Origin of the sequence: Imperialibacter sp. EC-SDR9 (assembly GCF_902498805.1) — a bacterium.
Lineage (GTDB): Bacteria > Bacteroidota > Bacteroidia > Cytophagales > Cyclobacteriaceae > Imperialibacter.
In genome coordinates, this window is the sequence record NZ_LR701637.1 from 735643 (window position 1) to 753749 (window position 18107).

Consider the following 18107-nt stretch of genomic DNA (forward strand, 5'->3'; position numbering starts at 1 on the left):
TCATGAAAAAGACGTGGATTTTCAGTTTGCTGTTTTTCCTTGGTGTCCAGCTGGTAGCGGTTGCTCAGCCGGGTTGGAATTGGCCTGAAGACAGAGCAACGGCAGAAGAGAAAAACGCTCTCTACACAGACTTCCTAAAGCAAGATAATTTCAAAGCGGCATTGCCTCACCTCGATTGGTTGTTGGCGAATGCTCCTGACTTAAATGAGTCGTTGTATATTAATGGAGCCAAGATTTACGAGGGATTAGCCGACAATGAGCCTGATGCAGCTAAAACAGTTCAATATCAGGAGCAAGCGCTGTCAATGTATGATAAGCGCATCCAGTATTTTGGAAACGAAGGGGACGTGCTAAACAGAAAAGGTTACACAGCCTACAAGTATTACAAAGACAACAAGGCCAAATACCCGGACTTAATGAAGATGTTCGAAAAGGTGTATGAACTTAATGGAGTGAACACACTCGATAACAACTTGCTTGCGTTCATGGACGTGGTTAGACGCTTTAAGCTAACAGGCGGTGCTATCACGGACGTGCAGGTGCTTGACTACTATGACGAGATCATGGCCATTATCGATTTGAAAAAGGCTACGGGCAAGAACCTGGATAGGATCGAAAAAATTGCGGAAAACATTGACAAGTTGCTTACAGCTACCGTAACCGTTGACTGCGAATTTGTAGAAAACAACCTTGGGCCTAAGCTGAAGGCAGACCCTACAGATCTTAAATTGGCCAAGAAAATTTTACAGCTTCAGTTGACCGGCAAGTGTACCGACAGTCCTCTTTTCATGACATCTAGTAAGATTGTTAACGAAAAAGAGCCAACATATTCACTGACCAAGGTAATTGCTCAGAAGCTAGCTGCTGAAGGAAAGAACGAAGAAGCGTTTAAATACTACAATCAAGCAGTGGAATTGGCAGATGACAACCAGAAGAAGGCTGAAATCTATTATGACATGGCTAAAATTAACGCTGCTGATGGTCAGAAAGTGTCAGCCCGTGCCAACGCACGGAAGGCACTTAGCATGGATCCTTCATTTTCCGATGCTTACACGCTGATTGGCAACCTTTACCTGGCAAGTTATGACGACTGTCGTGGTGGAGAAAGTAAAGTAAAAGACAGAGCGGTATTCATTGCAGCTTATGAAATGTACAAGAAGGCCGGCAATAGCCAGGGCATGGAGAAAGCAAAAGAACAATTTCCGTCTATCGGAGAGATATTTGAGGAAGGCATGAAAGAGGGAGACGTCCTAAGTGTTGGCTGCTGGGTACAGGAATCTGTTACCTTACAAAGAAGACCAGCATAAGGATAACAACCTAATTGAGACGGTCGTTGTAACGCAGCGACCGTTTTTTATTTATATGAGAGTCTGCTTAGGTTATCTTATTTCTTTTGTTCTTCTTATATTTTCTTGCGAAAAAAAGGAAGACATGTCGGACATGCCGCTCTACGAGGGGCCTGTCATGGAGATCAAAGACGTGGTCACCTTGTTTAGCGACTCCGCTAAAGTAAGAATCAGGCTGGAAGCACCAACGCAATTTGAGTTCGAGAATGGCGACAGAGAGTTTCCTGACGGTGTTTACATTGAGTTTTTTGAGAAAGATGGCACTAAGTCATCCACCCTGAGAGCCGATAGAGGAGAGAAAAATGCCAAGGAGAACCTTTACAAGGCAGAGGGGAATGTGGTTGTTATCAGCCTTTTGGATGGAGACGAGCTAAACACAGAAGAGTTGTACTGGACCCCAATAAAAGAAGAGATTTTCACTGATAAATTTGTTACTATTAGGTCTGAAGGCGAAATCCATACTGGAGAAGGAATGACAGCCCGCCAGGATTTTTCAAGTTATTCCATCACCAAGCCAACAGGAACGTTGACTATAGATGACCCGCAATGAAGAAAGGTTGGGGTATTATATTGCTGACACTCAGTGTTGGTTTTTTGATTATCGGCGTTCATCAAACGATGACCGTCGGTCTGGTGCATTCATACTGGATCCTAATGATCAGTGTTTGTCTGCTACTTTTGTATAAATTTGTGAAATGATAAACCGAAATAAACATTTCAAGGGCAAGTCGGGTAACAAGATTTGTTCTTCTTCTTTGCAAGGCAATAGAGGCTTTCAAAGCTAATGGATCCAAACCAAGTCATAATTATTCTTGTTTGCCTGGCTTTTTCAGCCTTCTTTTCGGGTGTAGAAATTGCGTTTGTCTCTGCCAATCGACTTCACATCGAACTGCTGCGTAAGCAGGGAGCTATTTCAGGACAAATTTTAACCCGGTTTGTAAAAAATCCATCCCAGTTTATAAGCACGACGCTTGTAGGGAACACTATTTCGTTGGTATTGTATGGGTACTACATGGCCGGGCTGCTCGAGCCCTGGCTGGCGACAAGCCTTCCGGACTCTTTGAGGAACGATGTGACGGTGGGGCTAATTCAAACCCTGCTTTCAACTTTTATAGTGATCATCACGGCCGAATATACGCCCAAGAGTATTTTTATGATCAATCCAGATTGGCTGCTCACATTGTTTGCAGTACCAATTTTGATGATTTACTATGTGCTTTACCCCTTTGTATTCATCATCGTTCTTTCATCCAAGTTTGTCATAACAAAAATACTTAGGTTCGAGTACTCTGAGGACAAGCCCATTTTTGGACTGATTGACCTCAATAATTACCTGAAAAACTTGTCGACAAGCGAGAACCAGAATGACAACAGGGAGGTTGATGCGAAAATTTTCAATAATGCCCTTGAGTTTAAGACGGTTAAAGTGAGAGACTGTATGGTTCCACGCCCGGAGATTGTGGCCGTTGACATTGAAGATGGGATAGAGGAACTAAAAAATGCTTTTATTGAAAGTGGACATTCAAAAATTGTTATTTATAAGAACACGATTGACGAAGTGATAGGGTACTGTCATTCGCTTGAGGTATTCAAAAAGCCGAAGGACATCAAGTCGATTTTAACGCCAATCATTATCGTTACCGAAACTTCTCTTGTTAATGAGCTGATGATTCAGTTCCTGACCGAAAGAAAGAGCCTTGCATTGGTGGTAGATGAGTACGGAGGGACATCGGGTATCGTAAGTATGGAAGACATCATTGAGGAAATTTTTGGAGAGATCAACGATGAGCACGATGACGATGAGGATCTGGTAGAAGAAAAAATCGACCAAAGAAATTACATACTAAGTGCGAGGCTTGAGATTGATTACCTCAACGATAGATACGATTTGAACTTGCCGGTGGGAGATTACGAAACGCTCGGCGGTCTGATACTTTCTGTGAACGAAAACATTCCTGAAGTAAACGACATTATAGAGGTCGCCCCTTTCGTGATCACCGTTTATTCAAAAACCGACAACAGGATTGACAGAGTGAAGCTAACGGTTCAAAATGAGGAAGATAGGGGCTAGTAAAACCTCGAACCTCCATTTTGATTTTAGCTTCGAATGATATTATTTTGCGGCTCGCTAAAAACGACGATATGGGTTTCATTAATAAAATAAGAGAGAGAACTGGGTTGGCAGTAGGTATTATTGCTGTTGGGTTGGGGCTATTCGTAGTAGGGGGAGATTTGCTTGGCCCAAACTCGACCTTGTTGGGCGGCAATACGAACGAGATAGGCGAAATTAATGGCACCACTATTAAGCTTGATGAATTTCAGAGCAAGGTAGATGAACTTTCGTTCAACTTTCAAATGAGTCAGGGACGAAGCCCTAGTGGTGACGACATGTACTCCATCAGACAGCAAGCGTGGGATTTGCTGGTCAACAAGTATGCCTATGAAGAAGAGTTCGCCGGGCTGGGAATAACTGTATCTGACGAAGAAGTTGTTGATATGGTTCAGGGTAATAACATCAGCCCCGAAATCGTTCAGGCGTTTACCAACCCTGAAACTGGCCAGTTTGACAAAGATCAGATCATCACGTATTTGCAGAATCTTAGCGCTATGCCCGCACAACAGCAGGCAGCGTGGTACAATTTTGAGGGTACTCTGGCTCCGGCAAGGTTAATGCTGAAGTTTGACAATTTGTTTCTCCAAACTAATTATGTTACTCAGGAGGAGGCTAAGAGGGAATATACTCAAGCCAATAAAATCGCTGAGGTAAAATACCTTTACGTCCCTTATTACACCGTTAGCGATTCTTCTGTTACCGTAACCGACGCTGATCTGCAGGCGTACTTGAAGAGCAACGCTGACCAATACCAAAGAGAGCTCTCACGGTCTCTTGAGTACATTTCTTTCCCTATCATCGCTTCCGCTGATGATACAGCTGCGGTGATCGAAGAGATTAACGAGATTAAAAGTTTATTGGCTCAGTCGAAGAACGACTCGCTTTTCGCCAGAGCCAACTCTGATGCACAAACACCTTTTAGAACATACACACCTGATCAGCTACCAGCGTCATTGAACGACACCATTAAAACGATGCAAGAAGGCGACATCATCGGTCCAATCTTAGCCAATGACAGGTACACGATCTACAAGCTATCCAAGAAAGCGGAAGGCACAACCGGCTATGCTCGTGCGAATCATATCCTTTTCAAAGGAGAGGATGAGAGTGAGGCAGCAAAAAGCGCAGCCAAAGCAGAAGCCAGACAGATTCTAAGTGAAATAAAAAAGGGTGCAAGTTTTGCCGAAATGGCTCGTATTCACGGAACTGACGGCACCGCTACCAGAGGTGGTGATTTGGGTTGGTTTGGTGAAGGCCGCATGGTTGAGCCATTCGAGAAGGCTGTATTTGATGCTTCAAAAACGGGTCTACTGAATGACGTAGTTGAGACAGATTTCGGTTATCATATCATAGAGGTAACTGCTGTAAAAACAAACACTACCTACAAAGTAGCTACTATCGAGAAAGAAATTATTGCCAGCGATGATACCCGCAATATGGCGTACCGTGATGCAGACATGTTTGCATTGAGCAGCGAAAATCTGGAGCAGTTCCGGGCCAATGCTGCAGAAAAGAGCCTTGAAGTAGAAGAAGCGAAGGGAGTAGCACCAAATGCTCGCCGTTTCGGCGGCCTTTCTGATGCCAGAACAATTATCATCTGGTTATTCAACGACGGCAGTGTGGGCAAAGTATCAGAGGTTTATGAGCTGGATAGCGAGTATATAGTGGCAGCCATGACCGGGGAGCAGCCAAAAGGACTCGTAGAGCTGAGTGCTGTGAGGGACGACATTACTAAAAAGGTAAAGGACGAAAAGAAGGCGGCTGTAATTGCTGATAAACTCAAAGCTAAAACGGGCACACTGGATGAAATCAGCGAGCAAATGGGAGCTGACGCCACAGTGTATACAATGAGCGATTTGAAGCTAAGCGCCAACGCACTTACAGGTGTGGGTAACGCACCTGAAGCTGTTGGACAGGCATTTGCGCTGGCAGCGGGCGAAAGGTCAGGTGTGGTGAAGGCAGACAATGGAGTAGTAATAGTTGAAACTGTTTCTATCACAGAGGCTCCAGAAGTGGCAGATTTCAGCACATTCAGAGATCAACTGAGTCAGCGTCGTCAGTCGAGAATATCATTTAGCTTATCGCAGGCTATTCGGGAGTTTGCCGAGATAGAAGATGAGCGTTATAAGTTTTTCTGATAATATTTAGAAGTTAAAGAAAGGAGTTGCCGATATTTTTTGGTAACTCCTTTTTTCTTTTACAACACGCAAGAATGGACCCGCAAATCGTTTCTTTCAAGGAGAAGCTGGAACAGGAGCACACATTTCCAGGCGCTTATATCTTCAAATTTATTGTTCCAAGCGAAAAAGTTGCTGATGTGGAAAGTTTGCTCCCTGTTGGAAAACTAAGCTTGCGGAGCTCCAGCAATAACCGGTACACCAGTTTGACTTTGGAAAAGATTGTTGAGTCGAGCGAGGAAGTGGTTGAAGTCTATGTTACTGTGAAGTCGGTGGAGGGCGTTATATCTTTGTAATATGATTGGCTTTCAACGGTTCCTGGTTATTACGAGTGTAGGCATTGTATTGACGTCATGTGGCGGAGAGACAGCTAACAATGATGAGTCAGGCCAAAAAAAGGACGTGGTTGGAACAGAGAGTGTTGCTGTTGGCGGGGGAGACTTGCTTTCTGATGAGTTTGAAGATCCGGATCGGGACAGCTGGCAAAAGCCTGACGAGGTCATACAGAAGTTTGGTGATACCCGGGGGAAGAAAATTGCCGATATTGGTGCTGGAGCAGGCTATTTCACTCTTAGGTTGGCCGCATCAGGGGCCGATGTGATAGCTATTGATATTGACGACAACTTTTTGCATCACATAGAAGAGGAGGCTACGAAGTTGCCAACAAACGTAGGTGGGATAGAGACGAGAAAGACAGTGCCGGAAACCCCCGGCATTGCGTTGAACGAAGCTGACGGAGTACTCATAGTCAATACCGCCTCTTTTTTGCCGGAGAGGAAGAAGTACTTTGCAGAAATAAGGAGTGGGCTAAAAGATGGGGGGCAACTGGTGATTGTTGACTTCAAGCCCGAGCGGTCTCCGGTAACGCCGCCTGATAATTTTTGGATTTCGAGCCAAAAACTCGTGAACGAATTGAAGGCAGTGGGGTTTACTATAAAAGAGGTAGATGCGAAGACGCTACCCTACCAATACATCATTACCGCCACTAAAAGATAAAATGTTATGTGGACAGAAGAGAACAACAAACTTGCACGAGAAATTACCTTCAAGAATTTTGTTGAAGCATTCGGGTTTATGACAAAGGTAGCCATTGAAGCAGAGAAAATGGATCACCACCCTAATTGGAGCAACGTTTATAATAAGGTGACCATAGAGTTGACCACCCACAGTGCGGGCAATACTGTGACTGAGAAGGACAGGAAGCTTGCGAGCGTGATAGATGCGCTCTTGAAATAGATGGCGGCAGCGAAGCTATATCTGGTTCCGACGCCCATTGGCAACCTGGAGGACATCACTCTCAGAGCCTTAAGGGTATTGAGGGAGGTGGATGTGATATTGGCGGAAGATACCCGCACATCCGGTGTTTTACTTAAGCACTTTGAAATCAGTAAACCGGTTAAGAGCTTTCATATTTTCAATGAGCATAAAGTAGTAAGTGACCTTGTGGCAAGGTTGAAAGCAGGTGAGAGCATGGCGTTGATTTCTGACGCCGGGACTCCCGGCATTTCCGACCCCGGATACCTGATAGTGAGGGAGGCGATAAGTGCAGGCATTGTGATCGATTGCTTGCCAGGCCCAACGGCGCTCATTCCTGCAGTTGTCAAAAGTGGGTTTCCTTGCGATAGATTTGTATTCGAAGGTTTTCTTCCTCACAAAAAGGGTAAGCAGTCCAAAATAGAAGCCATTAAGGAAGAAGAAAGGGCAGTTATTTACTATGAATCACCACACAGGTTGGTAAAAACTCTTGAAATGTTTGTTACCTTACTTGGCGGCGATCGGATGGTTTCGGTTAGCAGGGAGCTCTCCAAGCTCTACGAAGAAACCATTACCGGAAGCGCAACGGAGGTTTTGGCTCATTTTCAGGCTAAGCCACCCAAAGGGGAAATTGTGATCGTCGTATCAGGAAAGTAATAACACGATGGAAATACCATTAGAAACACTTGTTCACCACGTAATAGCCATCAGTAAGGAAGCCGGGCAATTTTTGAAAAAAGAAGCAGAAGGCTTTACTCCTGACATGATAGAACTAAAGGGACACAACAATTTGGTGTCCTATGTTGACAAGGCGTGCGAAGAGATGATCGTAGAGCGCTTGAGAGAAGTGCTGCCGGAAGCTGGCTTTATTACCGAGGAAGGAACCGTGGCCAGCTCAGAGCAATCCTTACAATGGGTGATAGACCCGCTTGACGGCACCACAAACTTTGTGCACGGCCTTCCTATTTACTCTGTGAGCCTGGCGTTGGTACGAGACAAGCAAGCGATTCTGGGGGTAGTGTATGAGGTAAACAGAGACGAGTGCTTTCACGCCATAAAAGGAAAAGGATCCTTTTGCAATGGGAAACCAATCAGTGTATCAAAGGCTACACAAATAAATGAATCTTTGCTCGCCACTGGCTTTCCATACAACGACTTTGGAAAGATGATGCCCTATCTGAATATTCTTAATGAATTGATGAAGTCTTCTCATGGGCTCAGAAGGATGGGCAGTGCGGCTGTGGACCTAGCCTATGTTGCGTGCGGCCGTTTTGAAGCGTTTTTTGAGTTCAACCTGAATTCCTGGGATGTTGCAGCGGGTGTCTTACTTGTAACGGAGGCAGGCGGTACTGTTACGGACTTCAAAGGGGGCGACAACTACATATTCGGCCGGGAGCTTATAGCTGGCTGTGGCATACAAAGCGAGCTGCTTGGTACGATTAAGAAATTCTGGTTAGACTGAACTTCAGCAGCAATACTACCGTTGACTTACTGAAATGATCGAAACAATTATCATCGGGGTATTATTTGCAGGTGCCGTCGTATTCCTGGGGAGAAAGATTTATCTGAGCCTGAAAGTTGACAAGGGGTGTGCCAAAGGCTGTGGCTGTAGCGAAGCCGACATCCAGAAGGCCCTGAAAGAAACGGCTCAAAAGTAAAAACTCAGGCCCAGACTGCTCCGCCCTCGCTGCAATTCTTGCAAATGTCGATGTCTTTTCTTGACCGCAACAAAGCGTTTCTGAATCGATTGTACGACGCTCCCCTCCAAATCTCGGCCATTGAATTTTCCGAAACGTTCCCCATCGAATGGGTTGCGTCTTTGTCGAAGCAGCAGGGCACCATTTGCCCATCCCAGGTAATTACTCCTGAGTGCCACATTTTCCAGCACTCATTGCGAAGGACGTTTTTCAGAGACCACTTCCCCTCTCCATTTTCACTGTATCGGGAATACTTCTCGATGGTGGGAATTAGCGGAGATCCATTTTCATAGTCATAAATTTGGGCAGTTTTGAACCGAACCTCATCAACACCAAGTTCTTTCCCCAGTTCTTTTATCTCGTCAATTTCATGCTCGTTTGGTTTGACTACCAAAAATTGAAAGATCAAATGTGGGGTTTTTGAGCCTAAATCCTTTTTCCACTTCACTAGCCTTTTGGTTCCGCCTATTACTTCCTGGAGTTTGCCTTCTTTTCGATAGGAAGCGTAGGTGTTCTGCGTGGCTCCGTCGATGGAGATAATCAGCCTGTCGAGGCCTGACTCAATAGTCTTTCTGGCCATTTCGTCCGAAAGGAAATGTGCATTGGTGGAGGTTGCAGTGTATATTTTCTTTTGGTGTGCATAACTCACCATTTCCAGAAAATCAGGATGAAGATAAGGCTCTCCCTGAAAGTAGAAGGTGAGGTAGAGCAAATGACTCTGTGCTTCATCAATGATTTTTTTAAAGAATGGCAGGGCAATTTTTCCCGTTGGTCGGCTAAATGACCTCAGTCCGCTGGGGCATTCAGGACAACGCAGATTGCAGGCTGTAGTAGGTTCTATGGCCAGGCTAATTGGCAGCCCGCTGTGATGTGCCTTGCCTAGCTGCTTACTCACCAGGAAGCTACCCAGCAGCTTGCCGCCATTGACAGCCTTGCGCCAGCTCAATTTGTTGAGCAGCCTTATGTTATCATTGAATGTTGCCAGGTTCATTGTTGAATAAATTCAAGTAAATTTAGTGTCTAATCAGCTACATCCTAAATCAGAGATGTTCTAAATTGACATTAATGAAAAAGTTCGTTTTAATCAGCCTCCTCCTATTGGGAGGAAGTGGCTTTTCAGAAAGCCGGGCACAAATACCACCCTTTATAAGCGACAGTACCACGGTATCTGTAATGACCATGGGCCCTTCGCAGGTAGAACTGTACACTGCTTTTGGCCACAGTGCATTTCGGGTGCTTGATCATAAAACCGGGATCGACCTGGTGTTCAATTATGGTATCTTCAGCTTCAATCAGCCTAATTTCTACTTAAACTTTGCCAGAGGGAAGCTCCTTTACAAATTGGGAGTCAACCGGTATGAAGACTTCAAGGAGGCCTATATAGAAGAGAATAGGTCGATTGTGGAGCAAAACCTCAACCTGACAGTCAGCGAAAAACACCAGCTGTATGCTTTTTTGGTGGAGAACAACAAGCCAGAAAACAGGGATTACTACTACAATTACGTTTACGACAACTGCGCCACTAAAATCAGAGACGTGCTGGAAACGGTTTTCAAAGACCGGATCACGTTTGACTATTCTTACGTCACTGAAGATCTGACCTTCCGTCAGCTAATGGATATGAACCTCGGTCAGCAGCCCTGGGGTGATTTGGGCATTGATATTTGCCTTGGCACAGGCATCGATAAGGTAGCCACTGGCTATCAGTACATGTACCTGCCTGAATATATTCAAAAGGCTTTTGCAGGGGCGACCATTAAGAGACGTAATAGCACAGTGCCCCTTGTGAGTGATACTGAGGTGGTGTTTATGCCAATAGAGGAAGGAGAATCGCAGGCCTCTCTGGTTACCCCCACCATTGTGTTTGTTCTCGTATTTATGCTGGTTGGTTTTTCTACACAGCAAGAGTGGAAGGCAGGCAAGCGGAGAAAGTGGCTTGACTTCACTTTGTTTTTTGTGGTAGGGGTAGTGGGAATTCTGTTGTTGTTTTTGTGGTTTGCCACGGATCATATCTCGCAGTACAATTTCAATCTGCTTTGGGCATTTCCGGTGCATGCATTTGTCGCCTTTTATGCATTCAAAAATAGTCCCCCGAATTGGCTAAGTACTTACCTACTTTCAGCAGCGGTGCTACTTGCTCTTGTCATAGTTTCATGGAGCTTTTTGCCGCAAATGTTGCACCTGGCGTTGGTGCCAATTATGCTGACGCTGGGTTTAAGAGCTATCTTCTGGAGGAAGAGTGCCTTTAGGACATCATGAACCAGTTGTAAAAAGAGTAGAGCCCCATCGTGAGAAGAACAATACCGGGGATTTTGTTGACGGTTTTCCGGTTTTCCACCACCTTTTGGAAGCGGTTTGACAAGTAGGCAACGCTGGCCATCAAGGCAAAAGTGCCGGCTGAAATACCTGCCACGTATATGAATAAATCGGAGCCTTTGATGATCACGATACTCCTGCTTTGCAGGTAGGCCGTTACCGCCAGCCAGAATGGAATGACCATAATATTGGTAACGCCAATTACCAGGCCTTTTCTAAAAGCCCTGGGCGATTCCTCAACAGCTTTTTCTGAGGGAGCCTTGTTTGAGCTCAGTAAACTGGCGACTCCTAAAATAGTTAAAACAATCCCAGACACCAGTTCGAAGTCTTCTGTGAAGGAGGTATTCTCTGTCAGAAAAATATGGAAACGGACAGTGGCAGCAGCGTAAACAAACTCGACAAGGCTAGCTGCCAGGCCGAACCGCAGCCCGAGGGATCGGTGTCCGTGCAGCCCGTACTGAAGCACACTGACATTAATAACGCCCGGGGGAATCGATCCGAGGTAACTACAAACAAAACCAACTACAAATAGCCAGAGTAGATTCATTCACTCTCTTTTAACCGATTGTAGGCTTTGACTTTTTTGATGAAACGAAGCCCTTCTTTAAATGGGGTATACGGCACCCCCAATCGGTGATTTTGGATGGCAATATTACACAAAACATTCAAATGATGGAGAATGTCTCTATAGCCTTTCCAAATAGACCTCCCTGGTTGGTAGATGTGGCCCGGCTCGGCACCGGCACCGTTCAATTCTAATATTTTGAAGTTGATACCCCTTTCCAGCTTATCGTAAGACTGGCACCGAAGGTCAAACCTGCCAAAATGGAATCCGGGGATAGAAGCTGCAATTTCATCAAAGGTAGCTTCCAGCGCCTCTGTCACCAGTTTTGTGTCGTCTAGAAAGGTTGTGCCCCGGCAGTGATTTCCGATTGGCTCCACTTCAATAGTTTCACCTTTGCCCGGCACCATGTCCATTTTTTCCGGATACTTTTCTTCGAAGTCGTTGACATAAAGACGGGCTCGAAGATTGGACTTCAGCAGGCTGCGCACGGTGGTTTTACCGTCACCAGTCACCGCCATCAGGCCCTTTCGGGTGATGGACGAAATGCGGCCTTTTTTGGCCCCGGGAAACCTGTAGTAGAACAGTCCCAGCTCAATTGGATACGGAACGTAAGCCTGGGCCAGAAAATTGACCTTGACGCTCCTCAAATACTGCTCAATGTCAGCCAGGGAGTCTATTTTTTTCACCATCCAGCCCCTTTCCCCAATGTCGGGTTTGAGCAAAATCGGGTAATTTTGGCTAGTTGCTTCCATCCAGGTGGTAATGTCCGTGGCAGAGGAGGAAGGAGGGAAGCACTTTGTCGTGGGGATGTATTTTTCCGGGATGAGATTAAAAATATCGCCTTTTGATTCGCCAAGCATCCCGCCGAATTCGATAGTTGGATTGGCCGCCGAAAAGAAAAAAATTGATCGGGCCCTGACGGCCAGAAAAGCGTAGTAAACGAACACGGGAAAGTAGACGACATTAAATGGCCAGAATTCCCAATGGAAGAGCTTCATAAAGAAGGGCACTTCAAACAGCTTTCTTTTGAATAGCTGCCAGCTGCTTTGACGCATACTACAGAAATAGGTGATGAGGTAGAATCTTAGTTACTCGCTTGTCTGCTTCGAATGGTGCTACTGGCCACCCCAAAGTCTTCAGGCAGCTGTACGTACCCGCAAAACTCGTTGATCGCTACCCTTATCAACGCCATGTGGTGAATAGCATGTTCAATATTGTAGACCAATTCACGAAAGTAGTTGGAGGGTATGCTTATCATTGCTTCCTGGTCAGCCTGTCGGTCTGTTGATCCAAAATCTGCCTCAAGATTCAGCGTAGAATTTTCTTTATGGGATTTTACAAAGTCTCCAATACCTCTCAGGACTTGCCGGGCAAAGTCTCCGTCATCTTCAATCATCTTGTCTCTTCTTCGGTTGTCATAATTGACCACACCACTGGGAGTGCCGTCCATGAGGCAGATAAAAAACTCCAGCGTATGTCGCACATGCTGGCCAATAGTTGAGTTGTTGAGAAGTTTAACCGGACGAGAGTAATCTTCAGGCTTTAGTTGAGCAATTACTTCATCAAGCTGCGACAAGACGTTTCCTGCGGTGGTAATTAGGTTCATATATGTTAGGTATCCAAACTTATAAAAATACATATCCTTCATTCGCTATACGGTCAAATGACGGACAAAGAGGTAACTCAAAATAAATTTTTTAAAATAGGGATATCATTCTTACGATCTAACACTGCCACCAGGCTGGCAATAAATACAACAATGGCGTAGCCAAACAAAAGCCCACCATCGCCTTGTACTTCAATACCCAAAAATACAGCGTGGAAGAACAGGGCTCCGGCCATGAGGCACATGCCCAGCAGCCCGCCAAGCCAGTAGATTTTTGGAATGAGTAAAAGCACTGATGCGACAAGCTCCATGCTGCCTACCATGTACCTGCCCCAGGGTTCCATTCCGATGGTGCTGAATATATAAATGGACTCTGGGGCCCCCGTAAATTTAAAATACAGTGTTTGGAGCATAATTATTGCGGCCACTATTCGCAAAATTATTACTCCGACCTTCCTGATTTTCATGAGACTTCATTTGAGTGAATAACTCAACAGTTTACGGGAATCAGGATGAATTTAATCATTCTGATTGAAAAAAAGACGGGCTTTAGTCAAATACGAGACAAATCAAGGCAACGCTTGAATAGTTTTCCAAACGAGATCAGATTCAAAGCCACGCTGTAGAAGAAATCGGGCAATTTTGTTGTTGCGGTCTGCGGCGCTGGTTGAGCGGGTATCTTTGAGCTTTCTTGTGGCTAGAGTAGCAATCAGCTCCTGGTAGTCCTCTTTGTCAATTTGCTCGAGTCCTTCTTCAATGATGGCACTATCCACCTGCTTCATCCTCAGCGCATAGCCGATCTTAATCCTGCCCCACTGATTTAATTTGAACTTGTCGTTGGCAAAGGCTCTGGCATACCTGGCCTCATCCAGAAAACCTTCTTTTTTCAGCGTTGCTACGATGTGGTTCTTGTCATCATCAGACAAAGCAGCGCTTCGCAATTTCAAGAGGATATCGGAAACGGCACGTTCCTGCATGGAGCAGTAATGTGCCATCTTCGACAAATGCGGTTTTATTCTTTTTTTGTCTGCTTCAGTCAAAGCTATTTGACAAGGCCTTTTCTTTTCAGAATGGTTTCCACAAACTTCACCTCATTCTCGGTGTTGAAAACTTTGAACGGAAGATGAATAATCTGCGCTTTGTTCACGAACAATGTAAAGGCGTCTTTTTTGACTAGCGCACGTGAGATATTTTCCCATTTCATCGGCATCCCCTGTTTCGTATTTATCTTGATCAGGATCTGTCGGCTGTCAATTTCATAGCCCAGTTTGTCAAAAAGAATTTTGAATTGCTCCATTTGAGTGGCACCAGCAAACTGAATCAGCCAAAACAGTATATACAGTACAAGTGCAATGGTAGAGCCAATGAACCACCACCAGCTGGGTAGAAAAAACACTGGCAGATTGAGGCCGACATAGATGAGGGAAACCCACCATTGCTGCTTCAACACGCTCCAAAGAGCAATTTTTATATAGGTATTTTTTGGAAGTTGATACTTCTTAGTTTTTACGATCATGAATTATTCTATTACTACTTTCAAACTTAAATCCAGGCTTTTATAAGAGTGTGTGAGTGCGCCAACCGAAATAAAATCAACACCGGTTTCTGCTATCTCTTTTATTGTTTTTTCGGTTATTCCTCCGGAAGCTTCCACTTTGGCTTTTCCGGCGATCAAAGCTACTGCTTTTTTCATTTCTGTGGTGCTCATATTGTCGAGCATGATGAAATCGACCCCGCCCTCAGCTAAAACTTCATTTACTTCCGCCATACTTCTGGTTTCAACTTCAATTTTAAGGCCTTTTCCGAGCTCTTTCAAGTAACTCTTAGCTGACTGAATAGCAGAACTGATGCCGCCGGCCATATCAATATGATTGTCCTTGAGCATTATCATATCGTAAAGTGCAAAGCGATGGTTTTTGCCGCCTCCAATTTCAACCGCCCTTTTCTCCAGCAACCGGAAGTTCGGCGTGGTTTTTCTCGTGTCAAGCAGCTTAGCTTTTGTATGCGAAATCATGCTACTTAAACTATTTGTGTAGGTAGCAATTCCACTCATTCTTTGCATACAATTGAGCACCAGCCTTTCGGTGGTTAATATGGACCGGGCGCTGCCCGTAAGCTCAAAGGCTATGTCGCCTGCCTTCACCGCTGAGCCATCTTCAATGTGCTGGATAAACTGAAGAGCAGGATCGTATTTGTGAAAGATAAATTTTGCCACGTCCATTCCGGCTATAATGCCGTCGTCCTTCACCAGAAGCCTTGCTTTGCCTTGCTTTCCCGCAGGCACAGTGGAAAGGGTTGAGTGATCACCCTCGCCAATATCTTCCGCCAGGGCATTTTCCACAAGTGCATTTAGTTGCGTGTAAAAGAAGTCCTCCTGTTTCACGTCGCAAAAATAGACAACCGAATTTTATTTAGTGGGGAATGATCAAAAATCTTGGTCAATATTTAACCAGTAGTTGACCGCAAATTATCCAGCCCAGCCCTCTCTGTCCAAACTGCGGTACTGAATAGCTTCGGCCAGGTGTTCGATCCTGATTTCCTCGGTGCCAGCCAGGTCTGCAATGGTCCTGGATACTTTAAGAATGCGGTCGTAGGCCCTGGCCGAAAGGCCCAGCCGCTCCATGGCAGTCTTGAGTAGCTTTTTCCCTGCCTCATTGATCTGGCAAATGTCTTTCACCATCGGGGGTGGCATCATCGCATTGCTGAAAATGGTGGGGTGGTCTTTGAACCTTTCGGTTTGGAGCAGCCGTGCGCTGATCACCCTTTCCCTGATTTGCGTGCTTGTTTCCGCTTGCCGGTCTGCGGTCATTTCGTCAAAGGAAACAGGTGTGACTTCCACATGCAGATCGATCCGGTCGAGCAGTGGGCCGCTGACTCTGTTAAGGTAGCGTTGCACTGTGCCGGGCGGACACACACATTCCTTCTCAGGGTGATTATAATAGCCACAAGGGCAGGGGTTCATGCTGGCCACCAGCATAAAGTTGGCAGGGAAGTCGATGGACACTTTTGCTCTCGATATGGTTACCCGGCGCTCTTCAAGTGGCTGCCGCATTACCTCCAGCACTGTTCGTTTGAATTCGGGTAGCTCATCCAGAAACAGTACACCATTGTTCGCCAACGAAATTTCACCCGGCTGTGGAATGCCGCCGCCTCCGACCAGTGCAACGTCAGAAATAGTGTGATGCGGTGAGCGAAATGGCCTTGTTGCTACCAGTGAAGCATGAGCCCCAAGCTTTCCGGCGACAGAATGAATTTTGGTTGTTTCGAGGGCCTCGTGAAGGTTCAGCGGTGGCAGGATTGAAGGAAGCCGTTTGGCCAGCATGGTCTTGCCAGCCCCCGGAGGGCCAATCATGATCACATTGTGGCCGCCAGCAGCGGCAATTTCCAATGCTCTTTTAATATTTTCCTGCCCTTGCACCTGAGCAAAGTCTGCCTCATACCCATCGTAGGTATCTTCGAAAATACTTCTTGTATCTTTTTTTAATGGCTCTATCTCCAGCCTGCCTTCCACGAATTCAATGGCTTCATTGATCGTCTCAACACCAATAATATCGAGCTTGTCAACGATGGCTGCTTCAGAGGCATTTTCCTTTGGCAGGATGAAACCTTTAAATCCTTTCTTCCGAGCCTCAATGGCAATCGGTAAAACGCCTTTGATGGGTCGCAGCAGGCCGTCAAGAGAGAGCTCACCCATGATGATGTACTGCTCAAGCGCTTCTGTAGTGAGCTGGCCCGATGCTTTTAAAATGCCCAGGGCGATTGGCAGGTCGTAGGCGGAGCCTTCCTTTTTTATGTCGGCTGGAGCCAGGTTCACTACTGTTTTTATCCTTGGCATAGAATAGCCAAAGTATTTAATGGCCGATTCTACTCGCTGCTCACTCTCTTTAACGGCATTGTCGGGCAGGCCCACCATAAGAAACTTGGTGCCGGCGCTCACATTTACCTCAACGGTAATGATAGAGGCGTCTACTCCATATACAGCGCTTCCGAAAGTTTTTGCCAGCATCAGTACCCCAATTTCTTTTCAATGAGAAGAATAAAAATATGAATGACTTTGATGTGGATTTCCTGAATTCTGTCAGCAAAGCCAAAATGCGGCACTCTTATTTCCACATCGCCTGCGTTGGCGAGTTTACCACCATCTTTTCCGGTGAGCAAAATAATGCGCAATCCCTTTTCTTTTGCCTTGGCAACCGCTTCGATGATGTTTTTGGAATTGCCGCTAGTTGAGATACCAAGCAGCACATCGCCCGGCTGTCCAAGTCCCTCAATATATCTTGAAAAGATGTAGTCAAAGCCGTAATCATTGCCGACGCAGGTAATATGGGTAGGGTCGGAAATAGAAACGGCTGGAATTGAAGGTCTGTTTCCCCGGTATCTGCCGCTCAGCTCTTCGGCAAAATGCATGGCATCCGACATTGAGCCACCGTTCCCGCAAGAAATTATTTTTTTTCCTTCCAAAATGCTGGTTACCATCAGGTCAACGGCCTTTTCGATGCTTTGAGCAGTAGCAGGGTCTGAGAGAAACTTTTCAAGAAGTTGATGAGCTTCTTTAAGCTCATTCTCGATCAATTCTTTCATTTTTCGTCGGAAGAGCTTGGTTGCGTTGTGGTAATCGACGGAGGAGTGGTTTTTTGCTCCCTGTCGTAAAGTTTTGCCTTCAAATCGTTAACCTCCCCTTCAAGCCGGGCAATCTTTCTTCTAAGGAAAAGCTTCCCAAAGAAGTCAGAGAAAAGTATGAAGAAGCTAAATGCAACGGCAAGAATGGTAAATATTTGGAACGATCTGAAGTAAGTTTCAAGGAAAGAGATCACACCAAAATAACCTCCGAATGTTTCTTTTAAATAAAGGTAGAAGGCATCTTCTGTGGCGTCTGGCACTTTCAGAAGTTTAACGCAAAGGTACAGGAGCATCAGAGCGTAAAGGACGTAGACCAGATAAAATATATACCTAAAGCGTTTAAGCATTATTTTTCGATAACTAATGAGGCTAAAATGTAGTTAGAATGAGTGAGTAAACAAAAAAACGATATA

General features: G+C 45.4%; 22 protein-coding genes. 11 read left to right on the forward strand and 11 right to left on the reverse strand.

Features of this window, described 5'->3' with window-relative positions:
• Positions 1-2: 2 nt before the first annotated feature.
• From GC130_RS28355 to GC130_RS28400, 10 genes are all read left to right on the forward strand, one after another.
• A complete protein-coding gene (locus GC130_RS28355; RefSeq protein ID WP_152001737.1) occupies positions 3-1307 on the forward strand; it encodes a lipopolysaccharide assembly protein LapB in 1305 nt (434 codons plus the stop codon).
• 55 nt (positions 1308-1362) lie between these two features.
• Positions 1363-1896 (forward strand): LPS export ABC transporter periplasmic protein LptC, encoded by a 534-nt coding sequence (lptC, locus tag GC130_RS28360; RefSeq protein ID WP_152001738.1) that lies wholly within the window; start codon positions 1363-1365, stop codon positions 1894-1896.
• Positions 1897-2130: 234 nt separating this feature from the next.
• A complete protein-coding gene (locus GC130_RS28365; protein ID WP_152001739.1) occupies positions 2131-3417 on the forward strand; it encodes a hemolysin family protein in 1287 nt (428 codons plus the stop codon).
• A 71-nt stretch (positions 3418-3488) separates the two neighbouring features.
• Positions 3489-5597: a peptidylprolyl isomerase gene (locus GC130_RS28370; RefSeq protein WP_152001740.1), complete on the forward strand. Its 2109-nt coding sequence runs from the start codon at positions 3489-3491 to the stop codon at positions 5595-5597.
• Between the two features lie 74 nt (positions 5598-5671).
• A complete protein-coding gene (locus GC130_RS28375; protein ID WP_152001741.1) occupies positions 5672-5932 on the forward strand; it encodes a DUF493 family protein in 261 nt (86 codons plus the stop codon).
• A gap of 1 nt (position 5933) precedes the next feature.
• Positions 5934-6632: a class I SAM-dependent methyltransferase gene (locus tag GC130_RS28380; RefSeq protein ID WP_152001742.1), complete on the forward strand. Its 699-nt coding sequence runs from the start codon at positions 5934-5936 to the stop codon at positions 6630-6632.
• 6 nt (positions 6633-6638) lie between these two features.
• Positions 6639-6872, forward strand: coding sequence for a 4a-hydroxytetrahydrobiopterin dehydratase (locus GC130_RS28385; protein WP_152001743.1), 234 nt, complete (start codon positions 6639-6641; stop codon positions 6870-6872).
• Positions 6873-7547 carry a 16S rRNA (cytidine(1402)-2'-O)-methyltransferase gene (gene rsmI, locus GC130_RS28390; protein ID WP_152001744.1) on the forward strand — a complete coding sequence of 225 codons (675 nt, stop codon included), beginning with the start codon at positions 6873-6875 and terminating at the stop codon, positions 7545-7547.
• 7 nt (positions 7548-7554) lie between these two features.
• Positions 7555-8352 (forward strand): inositol monophosphatase family protein, encoded by a 798-nt coding sequence (locus GC130_RS28395; protein WP_152001745.1) that lies wholly within the window; start codon positions 7555-7557, stop codon positions 8350-8352.
• Positions 8353-8386: 34 nt separating this feature from the next.
• Positions 8387-8548, forward strand: coding sequence for a FeoB-associated Cys-rich membrane protein (locus GC130_RS28400; RefSeq protein ID WP_226940640.1), 162 nt, complete (start codon positions 8387-8389; stop codon positions 8546-8548).
• Positions 8549-8552: 4 nt separating this feature from the next.
• Here the strand turns inward: GC130_RS28400 and GC130_RS28405 are convergent, their stop codons facing one another.
• Positions 8553-9578, reverse strand: coding sequence for a radical SAM/SPASM domain-containing protein (locus tag GC130_RS28405; protein WP_152001746.1), 1026 nt, complete (start codon positions 9576-9578; stop codon positions 8553-8555).
• 74 nt (positions 9579-9652) lie between these two features.
• Here GC130_RS28405 and GC130_RS28410 point away from each other — a divergent pair, with 74 nt between their 5' ends.
• Positions 9653-10846, forward strand: a complete 1194-nt coding sequence (locus GC130_RS28410) for a DUF4105 domain-containing protein (RefSeq protein ID WP_152001747.1) — start codon at positions 9653-9655, stop codon at positions 10844-10846.
• On the opposite strand, the gene GC130_RS28415 is transcribed toward GC130_RS28410, so the two are convergent.
• From GC130_RS28415 to GC130_RS28460, 10 genes are all read right to left on the reverse strand, one after another.
• Positions 10833-11450 (reverse strand): LysE family translocator, encoded by a 618-nt coding sequence (locus GC130_RS28415; protein ID WP_152001748.1) that lies wholly within the window; start codon positions 11448-11450, stop codon positions 10833-10835. The genes GC130_RS28410 and GC130_RS28415 overlap by 14 nt on opposite strands.
• Positions 11447-12523: a hypothetical protein gene (locus tag GC130_RS28420; RefSeq protein ID WP_152001749.1), complete on the reverse strand. Its 1077-nt coding sequence runs from the start codon at positions 12521-12523 to the stop codon at positions 11447-11449. The genes GC130_RS28415 and GC130_RS28420 overlap by 4 nt, the downstream gene beginning before the upstream one ends.
• 29 nt (positions 12524-12552) lie before the next feature.
• Complete coding sequence (locus GC130_RS28425) at positions 12553-13074, reverse strand: DinB family protein (RefSeq protein WP_152001750.1); 522 nt, start codon at positions 13072-13074, stop codon at positions 12553-12555.
• A gap of 77 nt (positions 13075-13151) precedes the next feature.
• A complete protein-coding gene (locus tag GC130_RS28430) occupies positions 13152-13541 on the reverse strand; it encodes a DoxX family membrane protein (protein WP_152001751.1) in 390 nt (129 codons plus the stop codon).
• Positions 13542-13643: 102 nt separating this feature from the next.
• On the reverse strand, positions 13644-14069 hold the full coding sequence (locus GC130_RS28435) for a regulatory protein RecX (protein WP_152001752.1): 426 nt from the start codon (positions 14067-14069) through the stop codon (positions 13644-13646).
• A gap of 47 nt (positions 14070-14116) precedes the next feature.
• Entirely contained in the window at positions 14117-14590 is a 474-nt protein-coding gene (locus GC130_RS28440; protein ID WP_152001753.1) for a YcxB family protein, read from the reverse strand.
• A 3-nt stretch (positions 14591-14593) separates the two neighbouring features.
• A complete protein-coding gene (gene nadC, locus GC130_RS28445; RefSeq protein WP_152001754.1) occupies positions 14594-15457 on the reverse strand; it encodes a carboxylating nicotinate-nucleotide diphosphorylase in 864 nt (287 codons plus the stop codon).
• An 84-nt stretch (positions 15458-15541) separates the two neighbouring features.
• Positions 15542-17080 carry a YifB family Mg chelatase-like AAA ATPase gene (locus GC130_RS28450; protein ID WP_152001755.1) on the reverse strand — a complete coding sequence of 513 codons (1539 nt, stop codon included), beginning with the start codon at positions 17078-17080 and terminating at the stop codon, positions 15542-15544.
• The gene (gene lpcA / locus GC130_RS28455) at positions 17080-17655 is read right to left on the reverse strand and encodes a D-sedoheptulose 7-phosphate isomerase (RefSeq protein ID WP_152001756.1); all 576 of its coding nucleotides are present in this window, start codon (positions 17653-17655) and stop codon (positions 17080-17082) included. Before lpcA ends, GC130_RS28450 begins: the two co-directional genes overlap by 1 nt.
• Positions 17652-18041, reverse strand: coding sequence for a hypothetical protein (locus GC130_RS28460; protein ID WP_152001757.1), 390 nt, complete (start codon positions 18039-18041; stop codon positions 17652-17654). Before GC130_RS28460 ends, lpcA begins: the two co-directional genes overlap by 4 nt.
• Positions 18042-18107: the final 66 nt, after the last annotated feature.